Consider the following 15995-nt stretch of genomic DNA (forward strand, 5'->3'; position numbering starts at 1 on the left):
CCGAAAGTAGGGCAAGCACTTTGCCGCGGTTAACACAAATCATGATAATGATAGCACGAATGTTTAAGGCCTAAAAAATGAATCATCAAACCGGTTTGCGTAAATGAACAGGAAGCCTGAAAACATGGTCGCTATTCTTTTTCTGAATCGTTAATTGTATTGATAGCCAGTTTGTTTTGGATATCCGAAATGCTTGCGGCGGCATTTGGTTACGTCCGATTGTAACAATCATATAGCATTTTTTGGACCGAAGCCATGCAGATACATTCGTGGTATCAAAATATTGGATTGTGGTAGCAAACCATTTTCTGTACGGATACTTTCGTACGGTCCGTAATCGGTATTCCGATCATAAACTTCTTTAATAAATCTTATAAACCATGCAATTGAAAATTTACTTACCGAAGCCGGTCATGATGGTGATGGCATTAATTTTTTGCCTGTCATCCCTCCGGGGCACGGCTCAAAAACTAAAACTAAACAAGTTGGGTTATTTCGAAACGCCCGGCGTAAACGTCCTCGTATTCAGTAACCAGTATAATGGGATCTTTCAAGACGAGAAAACAGCTGGTGTCGAGCTGATACATCACGGCGTGCGTACAATTACAGGTGGCGCGGTACGGCTGCAGAACACACCCGAGCAATGGGACCTGGTGCCCACGCTGGTTAACCGTAAGGTTGATAGCGTCAACCATCAAATTGATGTAACTATGCGTTATGCCGATTATGATTTTGATTCCAGGATCACCGTTACGCCGAAAGGCAATGGCGTTGAATTGAACTTGTTCCTAGATAAACCGGTACCGGAGAAGTTAGTAGGCAGGGCAGGTTTTAACCTGGAGATTATACCATCTGCTTACTTTGAGAAAACATTTTTGATTGATGGAAAACCGGGCGAGTTTCCGCTGTACCCGGCAGGTTTAACAAAAATGCTTCCTTCAAGTCAAAAAATCCCGCAGTTTGCCGGCCACAGCACATTTGACGATCGTGGCCGCAATGAATTTATCGAGCCCGCACCATTGGCTACCGGTAAAACATTGGTGATGGCGCCCGAAGATCCTGAGCGCACCATTAAAATTCAATCGTTTGATGCCGACCTTAAGTTGTTTGACGGCCGAAGCCTTGCGCAAAACGGATGGTTTATTGTGCGCAGTTTATTACCGGCAGGAAAAACGGGCAAAGTATTAACCTGGTATATTGAGCCAAATGCCGTACCTGGTTGGAAACGTGCGCCCGTAATTGAGTTTTCGCAGGTAGGTTACCGCCCGGAGCAGCAAAAGACCGCAGTAATAGAACTGGATAAAAATGATTCGCCATTACAAACCGCCACACTTTTTGAGGTAACACCCGATGGGAAATACGTTGAGCGGCTTAAAGCAGCTGTACAGCACTGGGGCCAATTTACCCGTTACAATTATTTGAAGTTCGATTTCAGCAGTGTTAAAAAGGCCGGGTTATATGTGATAGCCTACGGCGACCAAAAAACCAATGCATTCCCCATCAATGCAAATGTTTATGAAAATATAGGGCATCCCACAATGGACGTTTGGTTCCCGGTTCAGATGGATCACATGATGGTTAACGAGGCCTACCGAGTATGGCACGGCGCGCCTTTCCTTGATGATGCCTTGCAGGCACCTCCAAACCACCAGCATTTTGATACGTACCAGATGGGGCCAACTACTGACACAAAATATAAACCGCTTGAGCGCATCCCCGGGCTTAATGTTGGCGGCTGGTTTGATGCCGGCGACTTTGATGTTGAAACGCCATCGCACTGTAGCGTTGTGCTGAATTTTGTTGAAGCCTGGGAGAATTTTAAGATCGATCGCGACGAAACCTATGTAGATTACCCAACCCGGTACGTCGATATACACCGCCCTGACGGTAAGCCTGATCTTTTACAGCAAATTGAACACGGTACGCTTAACCTGGTGGCACAGGTCGTGAATATTGGCCACCCGGCGCGCGGAATCATAGTGCCTAATTTGCACCAGTATCATCACCTCGGAGACGCCGTTAACGAAACAGATAACCTGCCTTATAACGCCTCGCTCAAGCCCTACCAAACCGACGGTAAATCAAGTGGTACCATGGATGACCGGTGGGCGTTCACTACGAGGAATATAGCATTGGATTACCAGGCTACCGCCGCCCTTGCCGCTGCCAGTAGGGCGTTAAAAGGGTACAATGATACGCTCTCTGCTAAAAGTTTGCAAAGTGCCTTGAAACTCTGGCACGAAGACGACAGCCTGAAAATGCACATGGACTCGGCTGCCCGGGCACGTAACAGGTTCCTTGCCGGTAACGAAATGCTTGCTGCGCTCCAATTGTATATCACAACCAAAGATCAGCTGTATGCAGATCATTTCAAAAAGCTGATTATGCCGATGCTTGATCGCTTTCCCGGCTTTGTTATGATAAGCGCGCTGCACGCTTACCCTTATATGGATAAAGATTACCAGGATAAAATAGCAGCCTATATGCAAAAATACAAGGCTTCATGCGATGAGTATGATAAACAAAATCCCTACGGTGTGCCGGTTACTCCGGGAGGCTGGGGCGGTAGCGGGCAGGTTATTAACTATGCCATTACCAACTATTACGCCAATAAGTATTTCCCTAATATAATCGGTCCGGAATATGTTTACAAAGGCTTGAATTATATCTTCGGGTGCCATCCTTATTCCAACCTTTCGTTTGTATCGGCGGTAGGTGTACGTTCAAAAAAAGTAACCTATGGTAATAACCGGGCCGACTTCAGGTTTATTGCCGGCGGTGTTGTGCCCGGTATCCTGCTGCTTAAACCCGATTTTCCGGAGAATAAGGAAGACTGGCCGTTTTTCTGGGGGGAGAATGAAGTTACAATAGCCGGCTGTGCGCAGTACATTGTTTTGTCAGGAGCTGCTAATCAGTTAGGTCAACATAATTAACAGGTTAAAGGAGCATTATTTCAAATTAAACAATCACTCCCCGATTTCGAATAGAAGGGATCGGGGAGGTGGATTTAGGTTAGCCCGTTTATACCAAGAAGCCCTGCCGGCATTTTACCGGCAGGGCTTCTTGGTATATAACCATGTGAATGTAATTTGGTATTTACTCTTTAAATAGCAAAGGCGTAAGTTCGTAAAGACTACGGCGCCAGGTCAGGAACTCATGTGCGGTGTTTTCAGAAATGTAAAATACCGCGTCATATCCCGCACCTTTTAAAGCAACCACGGCATTTTTAACGCCATCGGGCCGTTCCTTGCTGCCGCAGCTTATGAATATCAGTTTAGGTTTGGTTTTGTCTTTTAGCTCATCCGGCGAATAAGTTCCGCCGCTAAGCAGGGCATAATAGGCAAAAAGCTCGGGTTTGTTTAGTGTTATCATATGCGTTTCCATACCGCCCATTGACAATCCCCCCATTGCACGGTGAGCCCTGTCTGCACGTGTGCGGAAGCTTGCATCAACGTAGGGGATAAGCTCATCAGTTAAAACTGTTTGAAAGTAGTCAATCTTAAAACTTTTAAATGCGCCAGGGCCGGGCCTCACGTCGTTGGTCATGCCGTAAGTCATTACAATAATGAATGGCTGTATTTTACCGGTCGCAATTAAGTTATCCATAATCAGGTTGGCATGGCCCTGGTTGCTCCACGCGGTTTCATCTTCGCCCCAGCCATGCTGCAGATATAGTACCGGATATTTTTTTGATTTATCCTTTTCATACCCTGGTGGCGTGTAAACAAAAGCCCTGCGCTGGGTATTGGTGCTTTTTGAAGGAAAAAGGATCTGCTGTACATTGCCATGCGGAACATCTTTAAGCGCATAAAAATCCTGGTCATGCGCGGGGATCTCAATGCCGCTTTCCCAACGTGTGGATCCATAAAAATTTAATGTGCCCGGATCGTTAAATACCCCACCATCGATGGTTAAGTGGTAGTAATGAAATCCTTCATCCATCGGTCCTTCTGTAGTGCCGGTCCAGAAGCCGTCAGCTCCTTTTGTGAGCTTAGTGCCCCCGCGCCCGCCAAGACCAAGGCTAACTTTTATACTGTCGGACTGTGGAGCCTTAATACGAAAGCGCGCGTAGCCCTGCGAGTTTACCTGAGGGTACTCTTGTCCCGGCTGGTTAAAAGTTGATGGTTTGAAATCTTCGGCAATTGAAGTTGTTTGTGCCATGCAGAGACTGGAGGCACATGTAACGGCCAACAAGGCAAGTAAACATTTTGGTTTCATAATAGAATATTGAGGTTTATAAATTGTGGCTAATAGTAAAGTGCCAGGCTGTTTTGATCCGGTAAAATACACGGAATACGATAAATGATTAAATTGTGATTAATTGTTATTGTTACACATATTAAGTAGTTGTTTTGTTTTGACTTTAACCGGAGCCAGTTTTCATTATTTATGAAAAGTTGATCCGGGATGAAATATTTAAAAATAATTTATAATGGCTATCCTGTTGTTTTGAGCGGCTTTTTCTTATTATAAAAGTATTTTTATATTAAAAACAAGGCACGCAGTTTTTAGCATAATTTTACAACATTTGTCGATACCATGTGGAGCGATATCATTGCCGCAAATTCGTCGATATGTACTTTTGTACAATAATTACCGGTTCAATTGAACAAGTGTGTTATTTCTTTGAACAAATGTTTGCCTGTTTCATCATCATAAAATGTAGATTTGGATAATGATGTTAGTTCGAAGACATCAATCACACCAATTTTAAAACCATAGTTCATCAACAATTTTTTCCTGCGGGTTATCCGCTCCGGAAAAAAGTAACCTGTTTGTTATGATGCATTCTGTACCCGATTTGTGTATTCGCAAAAAGATCAATACAGTGCTGGCAGGCACTGTGCGCGTTATACTCACCTTAGTCGTTTTGGCCAACCTCAGTTTCCTGGCAAATGCTCAAAAGCCTAACCTGAAATTTACCGCATTAACCACCAGGCAAGGGTTAATGGGTAACGCCGTAAATGCCATCGTAAAAGATAATAACGGGATGATGTGGGTTGGCACCTCCGAAAGCCTGAACAGGTATGACGGAAGGAAGTTTAAAGTTTATACATTGGGCGCCAAAAGGCAGGTAGAGCCAGGTTCCTATGAAATAAGCAGTATCAGCATGGACCGTGCCGGTACGCTATGGGTAGGCACTATCGGTTTTGGTTTGTATTATTACGATAAGACAGCAGATGACTTTAAAAGCTTTAGTTCGCCCTTAAAAGGGCAGCGTTTAAGCCAGGGTGTTATTACCGCCGTTTGTGCAAACGATAAAAATGAGATCTGGGTGGGAACGGTAAACGGCCTTGATGTGATCAGCCCCGATCGTAAATATATCAGCCATTTTGAAACCGGGACAGGCAAACCAGGGCAGATACCTGTTAAAAGCATGGGCTGTATTTTTGAGGATAGTTACAGCAGGATATGGATTTGTACCAATTTAGGTTTGTATTTATATGATGATACGCATAAAGGTTTTAAAGCCTTCCGTCATCAAAAAAACGATACCCGTAGTTTACCCTCGGATGTTGTAATGACAGTTTCGGAGGATAAAGCGGGCAATTTGTGGGTAGGTACAGCTAATGGCTTAAGCCGCCTGGATAAGGATGGTGAACACTTTGTTAATTACTGTTATAATGATAAGGATGAGACGTCGCTATGTGGTGACATTGTTTACAGCATTGCCGCTGATGATAAAGACCACATCTGGGTTGGTACCGAAGGCGGTTTGAATGTTATGGATATCCACACCGGGAAATCCATCCGTTACCGCCATGACCCGCGCGATCCGTACAGCCTTAACAGTAAATCCATCCGCAGCATTTATATCGATCCTAAAGGCATTTATTGGGTGGGTACCTATATGGGCGGCATCAATAAATACGACAAAAACCTCACATTGTTTAATTATGTGCAACCCACTGAGTTAGACCCTTACGGTTTACGCGCGCCAATCGTATCATCTTTCGCGCAAAAAAATGACAATGAGCTATACGTGGGGACAGACGGCGGCGGCCTTAGCATTTTCAACAACAAAACCAACCGTTTCACTCATATCGCTATTCAGCCGAAGGAAAAAATAAATTCGGCAGGCCTGCCTGTTCTGGCTATGTTATTGGATCATAAAAAACAACTTTGGATAGGAACATTTGGCCACGGACTTTTTAAACTCAATACCGCAAACAATGGCTATACACAATTCACCAGCGGTACCGGAAAGTTAAATATTAGTCAAAATAACATTTTCTGCTTCAAGGAAGACCGGTTTGGTAATGTATGGATAGGTACTAACGGCGCGGGTATCGATATTTTTGACGCGAAGGCTGATAGCTTCCGCCGGTTTAAACCTGCCTTAGTCTCCGTAAAAGGCTATAAAATGCCATCAAATGGTTATATCAGGGCTTTTGAAGAGGATAATGACGGTAATATGTGGATCGGGTCGTACGGTACGGGCATCGCTATTTATAACCCGGCTACCAAAGTGTTCGATACACTTAATCCAATCAATACAGGTTTGCCTATAGCAGAGGTGTTGTCTTTAAAACGCGATACTAACGGCAATATGTGGATAGGTACCAACGGCGATGGCCTTTTCTTTTATGATCATCGGCTTAAAAAAATAACCCCGTTTAAATACAATAGCCAGTTGCCGAACGGTGTAATTTGTAAAATTTTGCAGGATAAAACCAATAATATTTGGTTCAGTACAAACCAGGGTATCGGGAGAATTGATCCTGCTGATCAGAAACTTTATGTTTATTGTAACGATAACGGGCTTCAAAACAATGTTTTTTTAAACGGGTCGGGTATTATTGCCGCAGATGGCACGCTTTACTTTGGCGGCGTCGACGGCTTCAATTATTTTAAAGGATCAGATGTAAGGCTTAATAAAAATCTGCCCCCGGTTGTATTAACTACGCTTAGTATAGATAATAAACGTATTTCGCCCAACCGTGATAACCCCTTGCCTGTTAATATCAGTGAGGCAAAAGAGATCACCATAAAGTATAAACAAGACATCTCCATAAACTTTGTGGCGCTTAATTATACCCTTCCACAGCAAAATCGATATTCGTACATTTTAGAGGGATTTAGCAATACCTGGAAAAATGCAGGAACATCAACAACGGCCAGTTATACCAACCTTGATCCGGGAGAATACACGTTCCGGGTACGGGCATCCAATAATGATGGTAAATGGAATGATACCGGTACATCGTTGAAAATTATAGTGAAGCCGCCTTTTTGGATGACTATATACGCTTATGTGCTTTATGTTTTGCTGGCCTTTGGCGTGTTGTTGCTCATCCGCAGGCAGGGTGTTAAAAAGCTTAAAAAGAAATTGCACGATGAGCAGGAACGTAAAGCAGCCGAAGCCCGTCATGAACTGGACGAGATGAAAATTAAGTTTTTAACCAACCTGAGCCATGAATTCCGGACACCGATATCTTTGATAATGGCGCCTGTTGATAAGCTTTTGGAGCAGCCTAACAGCGGGCCTGTTACCGAACAATTAGGTGTTATTAAAAGAAACTCGCGCAGGTTGCTTAACCTGGTTAACCAACTGCTCGATTTTAGGAAACTTGAAGAGAATGAGCTTAAGTTGAATTTGGTTGAGGGAGAGTTTATTTCTTTTGTTCGCGAAGTAGCAGATTCGTTTTATGACCTGGCCAATAGAAAAAAAATTGTTACGGTATTTAAAACTGCCGGGGAAAGGTTATTTGTAAAATTTGATCATGATAAAGTGGAGCGAATATTATTTAACTTGCTATCCAACGCATTTAAATTTACGATGCCTGGCGGGCAAATTACTGTTGAAGTTACCGCCCCTGTTATATCAGAAGACGGCAATTCATACCGCTTGGGTATTTCGGTTGCGGATACAGGTACCGGTATAGCAGCCGAGCAGGTTAAGCATGTTTTTGACAGGTTTTATCAGGCAGATGCCCAGCCTGCCATACTTAACCAGGGAAGCGGGATAGGCTTATCGATAACACGCGAGCTTGTGCAGTTGCATGGCGGCGAGATTGGTGTGAAAAGTGAATTAGGCAAAGGCTCAATTTTCTCCTTATCGATATTATTGCCTGTAATTAATCTATCGGAGACAGCAATGCTTGAGCAAAATACGCCTGAGGCTGCCCCAGTTGTTATCGACGATGACAGGGACAATAAACCGAAGACGGCGATTGCCACAGGTGTTAACCGGCTCCATGTTCTGGTCATTGAAGATAATGATGAAATGAGGCAATACTTGTCAGAAAGCCTGGCTGCAACTTACAAAGTTTCGGAGGCGGCTAATGGCCGTGAAGGGTGGCATAAAGCACTTGCCGTACATCCCGACCTGATAGTTAGTGATATCAGTATGCCATATATGGATGGGATTCAGCTAAGTTGTAAACTTAGGGCCGATAAAAGGACCAGCCATATTCCCATTATATTATTAACGGCAATGGCCAGCCAAAAAGAGCAACTTGCAGGGCTGGAATTGGGCGTGAACGATTACCTGACCAAACCTTTCAACTTCGATATCCTGAATATCAAAATTAAAAACCTGCTTCATCTAAATAAGTCGCTTAAAGAAACCTATCAGAAAAAAATAAAAGTTATCCCGGCAGACATGGATATCGAATCCTCGTCAGAACGGTTCATTAAAGATGTGGTGATGTATATTGAGAAAAACATCAACAACCCTAAATTTTCCGTCGAGGAGATCAGCCATCATTTTAGTATGAGCAGGGGATCATTCTATAGCAAGATCACCGAACTAACCGGCGAGCCACCTGTGGAGTTTATCCGCTCCATAAAACTGGACAAAGCAGCCATACTGCTCGAAAAAACCGATTTGACCATTGCAGAGATAGCATACTCCATCGGTTTTTCGACGCCTCATTATTTTACCAAATCATTCAAGGCAAAATATAATGTTCTGCCATCCGAGTACCGGGTGAAGAAAATAGATGTCAAAAGTGTGGCTTAAGAAAGTTTTCATTTTATCGGATAGAAAAATATCGATGTTACCTGCCGGCATTCCCTGTTGTTTGAACTTGTATAGGATAGATGGTGGCTGGTGCTTTGTAACCCAGCAGATTGAGCATTTGTAATCCATATCGGGTGCCTAAAACTCGATAACCCTCAGCGGTGAAGTGCAGCTTATCTGATGCGGCCGGGCAGCCGCTTGAATTGATCACATATGCGTTGGAGATAACTTCAGGAAGCTTATCAATTATGTGGTTCATAGCAGCGCACTTGCCACCCTGGTCTTTATTAACAAGTTGGCCAGCCAGCAAGGGAACTTTTTTGGACTTCAGGTGAAGATCTTTTAATAGCATATCATAAATGCCTTTCACTTTCAGTGTCCAAAGCGTATCATTTGGGTTAGATTCGCCCTGGTGCAGCAAGATGCCTTTAATTACACCGGATTTTTGTGCCAGTTTGGCCATCTCCACTAAATGGCCGTAAGGATTGCCTCCATATTCGTTAATCATGTTCACCATCCAGGAGGGGGCGGTGGCTGCATAGTCCTTATAACTGTCTTTTTGGAACAATTCAATTTTACAACCAGCTACCGATACGTTCACAATACCAACTGTTACATCAGGAGGCAGGGTGGCTATTAGAGTACGGCCAAAGTAGTCGGCAGGGGTGAGGCCGGTATTGCAGCGTGCTAATGGTGGTACGGCGGTGTACCAGTTGCCCTTTGCCCGTTTAAGGTTAGAGCAGTCCACAGTTTCCAGTACTTGTAAACGCGGATCAACTACGGTATCCTGTGGCTGTATGCGTGCGTTACCTTCCATATTTGATTGGCCGAAGCACAAAAAAATATAAAACTTTTTGTTTTGGGCTGATGCATTACCAACAAATAACAAGACGACTGCCAACAGGGTAAGAGAAAAGATCCTTAGATTCATTTGATGTTCTTTTAGGTTTCGCGGCAGTCAAAATTGCCGGCCGGCTTGCTGATAAAAATAGGCCAACCTATAATCATACTATTACAACAATTGTTGAAAGTGCTATAACAATTGTTTAGGGCATTTTGCAATAGTCTACAAAGAACAGCAATAAGTTAGAAATGGGGGAGCGACTGTGCGTTTAGTAAACCAATGTGTTAACCTTTTCAACATGTGTGTCATTTAAAGTTTACCATCCTTAATACATTTGATTGCTTGAGGTGTACTAATCCTGGACTACATAACCTTAACAAAGTTTACCGGTATAATCGATAATTATTTGTAGCATTTGCCTTAACGCGCAAATACTTTATCAGCATACTTACAAGATATAATACCTCACCTTTATTACTTTTCTTTTTTTAAAATTGGTTGTAAGGACAGCGCGAGGCTGTCCTTATTTGTTTCCTGTAAGCAGGTATGCTAAAAATATTTATTATTTCTATAGCTATAAATCAATAAGATTTATTGTTTTAACAATACCTAAATACCGTGTTTCGGGCAAGTTTCGCAATCGATTGTTGTTGGCGGTATTTTTGCCTTCAAATTAACAAGCCGGTGCCAGTTTCTGGTAAATAAAATCACCAGTGTTCAACTCGTTTTGATTTTTGTTTTGTATTTAAATACCTTAAAATCAATTATTTGTAATTTTTATCGGTCTCAAAAATCTACATTGAGGCACGTCATATATCATGCGGGAAAACTGTTTTAACATGGAAAGAAAACCTTGTTGTAGGGAACTTGCTTAAACAAATGTTGTAAGATTAAGATAAATACTGCGCTACCTGCTAAACCGCGAAAGATAATTTTACCCCTGTTATTACAATCTGCTTTTAGCCGGCTGTAACAATAAGTACCGTTGCATTACAACGTACAGATTACCAATTATAAACATGTTGACCAATAATGGAGCATTCGTGGCATTTGTCATTTGCTGCCCGGTTCGGCGTGGGATACCATTTGAAATTGAAAACTAATAAAACCTACATATCAATTATCAATCAATTAACTAACGAAAAAAATTATGGAAAGACAAAAAAGAGATTTTCAGGTCCTGGATAAGTACGGAACAGCTAACGGATAGGTTTCGTCGTTCATTTAAATCCGGTAGTTACCATTAGGTGACACCAGGATAATTTTAGGCATTTACAGCTTAAACGATATCGGTAAATGTTGCCCCGAGAGCAAATTAGGTCAACGTTTCCTTAATCGAATCGAAAATTTTAAACCTTAATAACATGAAGTATTCTTTACAAAAAATTTATAATAACAAATGGCGTTACGCTACGCTCATCTTAACCGGATGCGCGCTCGCAATGCCATCGGTGTCAATTGCACATAATCGTGGTTCGGCAGGTTCATTAAATGGCATTACCATTAACAAAAATGGCGCTTTGAAGATGAAGCCTGCATTCAACGTTTCGGGCAAAGTTACTGATGACGATAACCAACCCCTGCCCGGCGTAGCGGTTTCCATAAAAGGCACAACACAAGGCGTAACTACTGATGCCGGCGGTAACTTCAAAATAGCAGTGCCCGGAAATTCAGCGGTGCTGGTGTTCAAGTTAATTGGCTTTGCACAGCAAGAGATAACGGTTACCAGCGCTGCCGAGCTAAAGGTGCAAATGAAAAAAGATACCAAGAACCTGGAAGAGGTTGTTGTGGTTGGTTACGGATCGCAAAAACGTGCTAAGGTAACGGGAGCGGTTTCATCGGTTAGCGGCAAAACTCTTGCCTCTTTGCCTGTGGGTGGCATTGAAGCTTTGCAAGGCCGTATAGCCGGTCTTACTGTTACCAATAATGGCGGTCCGGGAACCGGGGCTATTATTTCATTGCGTGGTATTAGCTCCGTGAATTTCGGATCTGATCCTTTATACATCGTTGATGGGTACCCGGGTAGCCTCACAGGCGTTGATATTAAAGATATTCAAAGTATCGACGTGTTGAAGGATGCGAGTGCTGCGGCGATCTATGGTTCCAGGGGTACAAATGGTGTTATTATTATAACCACTAAAAAAGGGAGCAACAATAGCCGCACAGAGGTTACAATCGACTCATACTATGGCATACAAAACGTTATTAAAAAGTATGACCTGCTTAATACCCAGCAATACCTGCAATATGAGCGTGCGCTTAACGGTTCTGCCACTCCTGTTATAGCCATACCGCCGCGCCTGCTGCCAGAAAACTTTAACAAACCAATTTATGCGGGTAGTTCCCAAACCTTTGCTCAAACAAATACCAACTGGCAGGATGCGTATTTCAGGAGTAATGCTCCTATCCAGCAGCACAATGTGGCATTGAGCGGTGGCAACGCGGTGACCCGCTTTTATACTTCGGCAAATTACTTCGATCAGCAGGGTATCGCCCAGGGCTTGAGTGCCTACCACAAGGCAATTCGGGTTAACGCCGATCATACGATCAGTAAAATCCTGTCGTTTGGCGAAACATTCAATGCCATCATCAATCATCAGCGTTACGGCGTAGATGCGGGTAACCGGTCTGCCATAACAAATGTGGTGAGGATGCAGCCATATCTGCCAATCTACAATCCAAATAACGCCGGCGGGTTTATGGGGCCACAAAATAGTTTCGATGGCTCGGACCCGACCAATCCGATTGAGGCAGCCAAACTGATTGATAATACCAATCACGGTTATACTATCCACGGTAATGCTTACGCTACGCTGAAGTTTACTTCATGGCTTAACTTTAAATCAATTTATGGTATTGACTATGGCAGCAACATGAATAATACTTACACGCCTATTTATAATGACGGTGGTACCTCTCAATCGCCAACCGCGGTTATTAATTACACCAGGGGCACCAGCACCACGCAACTGTACTCGCAGCAGCTTACTTTCGATAAAACGTTCGGCAACAAGCACCATGTTAATGCCGTTTTAGTTTACGAGGCCCAAAGCTCACGCGGCGACAACCAGGTTTCTTCGGGTAACCAAAATACCAATACGGTAAGGACACTGAATGGCGCGACTAATCTTTTCACTAATTATACCTACGGCACCAATCTCCTCGTTTCAGAAGTAGCCCGTTTGGGTTATGATTTTGAAGGCAAATATCTGATATCAGGCTCTATACGTCGCGACGGTTTATCTGTATTTGCGCCGGGGCATAAACATGAAAGTTTCCCTGCCGCGTCATTAGGCTGGAAGGTAGACCAGGAAGATTTCATGAAGTCGCTCAAGTCGGTTTCGTCATTAAAGCTGAGGGCCGGTTATGGTGTAACAGGTATCAATGGCACTGTATTGGGTAATTATCCTTATTTGCAACCGATATCATCTAACATAGCTACCTATCCGTTCAACGGTTCACTGGCCGATCTTGGAAATGCTTCGTTTTACAGTGGTTTAAGTAACCTCAATTTGTCATGGGAAACAACTAAACAAACCAACATTGGTTTAGATCTGGGCTTGTTCCAGGATGTCTTTACATTATCTGCCGAGGTTTATACCAGGAAAACCGATAATCTTCTATTAACAGTACCTACCTCGCCCAGCCTCGGTTTTAACGGTACCGGGACCTTAGCTAACGTGGGTTCAATGCGTAACCGCGGTTTTGAAGTTAGTTTAGGTTATCATAAAACACACGGCGAATTTAAATATGATATTACCGGAAATTTTTCCCTCAACAGAAACAAGGTTTTAACGCTTAGTACCGCCAATGCTTCCATTACCGCCGGCGGCGACGCGGATTATGGCGGTGGTGATCCTATAACCAAAACAGCAGTTGGGCAGCCGGTTCAATCATTCTTTGGCTATATTGCAGATGGGATATTCCAAAACGCCGGTGAAGTTGCTAATTCAGCAAAGCAAACGAATGCCGCTCCCGGCGATATCAAGTTCAGGGATATAAACCACGATGGTGTTATCACTGATGCTGACCGCACTTTTATTGGTAGCTATCTGCCAAAATTCACCTACTCGTTAAACTACAGCGCTTCCTATAAAAATTTCGATGCGATAGTCTTTTTCCAGGGCGTTTATGGCAACAAGATATTTAATGGCGAAAGGATTATCCTCGAAGGCATGCCAAGGCTTTTTAATGCCGGTACCAATGTGTTAAAGGCATGGACACCTACAAATACCAACACAAATATTCCGCGCGCCATTTCAGGCGATCCGAACGGCAACAAAAGGCCTTCAACCAGGTGGATTGAAAGTGGCTCATACCTGCGGGTTAAAAACATGCAGATAGGCTATAATTTCCCAACCTCATGGTTAAAGTCAAAAACAGACAACGCGTTGAACAGGCTCAGGATTTACGTGGCATCAACCAATCTTTTAACATTTACTAAATATAAAGGTCTTGATCCCGAAATCGGCTCTCGTAATGGTACCCTTACCAATGGTATTGATTACGGCCAGTATCCGCAGCCAAGAACAGTTCAGCTGGGTTTACAGGCGACCTTTTAACGATTAATTTAAAAAGATACAGCAATGAAAACGAAGAAAATATACATATGGTCGGCCCTTACAGCTATTATGGTAACGGCAACGGTTAACTCCTGCAAAAAAGGGTCCCTTGACACCAGCGACCCTAATAATGTAACAACGAACCAATACTACAAAACCAGCGATCAGTTAACCAAGGGGGTAAACGCTATTTATGTTGCCATACATAGCCTGGGGCTGGTATCAAGAGAGTGGTTTTTTATTCACGACCTCAGAAGTGACGAGGTTGCAAGCGGCGGCGGGCAGCTTGAAGCCCCAAGGGGACAGATGCTTAACGGTAATGTTGATCCTGCCAACTCGGTGATGAACTCTGTTTGGAATACCTGGTACACAACTATTTTCAGGGCGAATGTAGTTATTGCGAATGGGCCTAATGTAACTGATAACACGGCCCTGCGTGACCGGTTGGTTGGCGAGGCTAAGTTTTTGCGCGCCTGGGCTTATTTCGACCTGGTTTCACAATGGGGAGGGGTGCCGGTTTATACAACGCCTGCTAAGGCAGTTGGCGATTTTCAGCCACGCTCATCCGAAGCAGAGGTTTATGCCTTAATTGTTAAAGATCTTCAGGATGCAGCAGCCGTTCTTCCTGAAAAAACCGGTACCGATAAAGGCCGGGCAACCGCTTCTGCGGCAAATGCTATGCTGGGCCGCGTATTAATGCAAACCGGTGATTATGCCGGTGCTAAAGCTGCGCTTTTAAAGATCCCGACAACCGGAGCAAACGGCTATACCCTTACTGCCAGGTATCTCGACAACTTTGAGGAGGAGACCGAATTCAATAGCGAATCCATCTTCGAGATCGTTTTTGTTGACAAAGGCGACGGCGGATTTAACTGGGGCGGTGACAGTCCTACTGAAGCGCAGTCTACTGTACGTAACCAGGAATATAACCCGATAGCATGGAGAAATCTTATTCCGTCAAACAAATTGATTAACGAATTTGAGAACACTGCTACCGGCGCGGCCAAATCTGATCCCCGTTTTCACTACACCTGTTACCAATCGGGCGACACTTATAATAAAGGTGCGTCGGTGCTAACAGACGGCGACCAGAACGGTAATTCTTCGGTGATGAACGGTGTTACCAAAAAGATTAGTTTCCGTAAGTTCATGATCATTTACAAGGAAGGTTTGCCGGCAGCGGGTTTCCACCCGGGCGGCAATAATCAACGCATTATCCGTTATGCCGAGGTTTTATTGATGCTGGCCGAATGTGAAAATGAGCTGGGTAATATTCCTGCAGCAATTAACTACCTCAATATGGTTCGTGCACGTGCGGATGTTGCTATGCCTCTTTATCCAACAGCGCAATTTCCTGTAGCGTCAAAAGCTGATGTGGTAAAAGCCATCATGCACGAAAAAATGGTAGAAATGGGTTGCGAAGAAATACGAAATATCGACATCCTTCGCTGGAGGAAAAAGCAATACTTCACCACTGACCCATTCCCATATTTCAGAAAAGGAAGAGATGAACTATTGCCAATTCCTCAGGCTGAGCTGGATAATAACCCTAAGGTAAACGGACATCAAAACCCTGGCTATTAATACTTAACTTGCTTATATATAGCAGTTAAAAAGTATAGAG

At 43.6% G+C, this 15995-nt stretch carries 6 protein-coding genes; 4 read left to right on the forward strand and 2 right to left on the reverse strand.

Annotated features, from left to right (window positions below; all coding sequences use genetic code 11):
- Positions 1–380 precede the first annotated feature (380 nt).
- Positions 381–2933: a glycoside hydrolase family 9 protein gene (locus tag ACEN82_RS09235; RefSeq protein WP_495644102.1), complete on the forward strand. Its 2553-nt coding sequence runs from the start codon at positions 381–383 to the stop codon at positions 2931–2933.
- A 163-nt stretch (positions 2934–3096) separates the two neighbouring features.
- Here the strand turns inward: ACEN82_RS09235 and ACEN82_RS09240 are convergent, their stop codons facing one another.
- Positions 3097–4218, reverse strand: coding sequence for an alpha/beta hydrolase-fold protein (locus tag ACEN82_RS09240; RefSeq protein ID WP_413318652.1), 1122 nt, complete (start codon positions 4216–4218; stop codon positions 3097–3099).
- 562 nt (positions 4219–4780) lie between these two features.
- Between ACEN82_RS09240 and ACEN82_RS09245 the strand changes: the two genes are divergently transcribed.
- The gene (locus ACEN82_RS09245) at positions 4781–8965 is read left to right on the forward strand and encodes a hybrid sensor histidine kinase/response regulator transcription factor (RefSeq protein ID WP_413318650.1); all 4185 of its coding nucleotides are present in this window, start codon (positions 4781–4783) and stop codon (positions 8963–8965) included.
- 37 nt (positions 8966–9002) lie between these two features.
- Here the strand turns inward: ACEN82_RS09245 and ACEN82_RS09250 are convergent, their stop codons facing one another.
- Positions 9003–9896 (reverse strand): sialate O-acetylesterase, encoded by an 894-nt coding sequence (locus tag ACEN82_RS09250; protein ID WP_413318648.1) that lies wholly within the window; start codon positions 9894–9896, stop codon positions 9003–9005.
- Between the two features lie 1277 nt (positions 9897–11173).
- Between ACEN82_RS09250 and ACEN82_RS09255 the strand changes: the two genes are divergently transcribed.
- Both ACEN82_RS09255 and ACEN82_RS09260 read left to right on the forward strand, forming a co-directional pair.
- On the forward strand, positions 11174–14371 hold the full coding sequence (locus tag ACEN82_RS09255; RefSeq protein ID WP_255485361.1) for a SusC/RagA family TonB-linked outer membrane protein: 3198 nt from the start codon (positions 11174–11176) through the stop codon (positions 14369–14371).
- Positions 14372–14395: 24 nt separating this feature from the next.
- The gene (locus ACEN82_RS09260; protein WP_090526123.1) at positions 14396–15955 is read left to right on the forward strand and encodes a RagB/SusD family nutrient uptake outer membrane protein; all 1560 of its coding nucleotides are present in this window, start codon (positions 14396–14398) and stop codon (positions 15953–15955) included.
- Positions 15956–15995 lie beyond the last annotated feature (40 nt).

The organism is Mucilaginibacter sp. Mucisp73 (assembly GCF_059491465.1).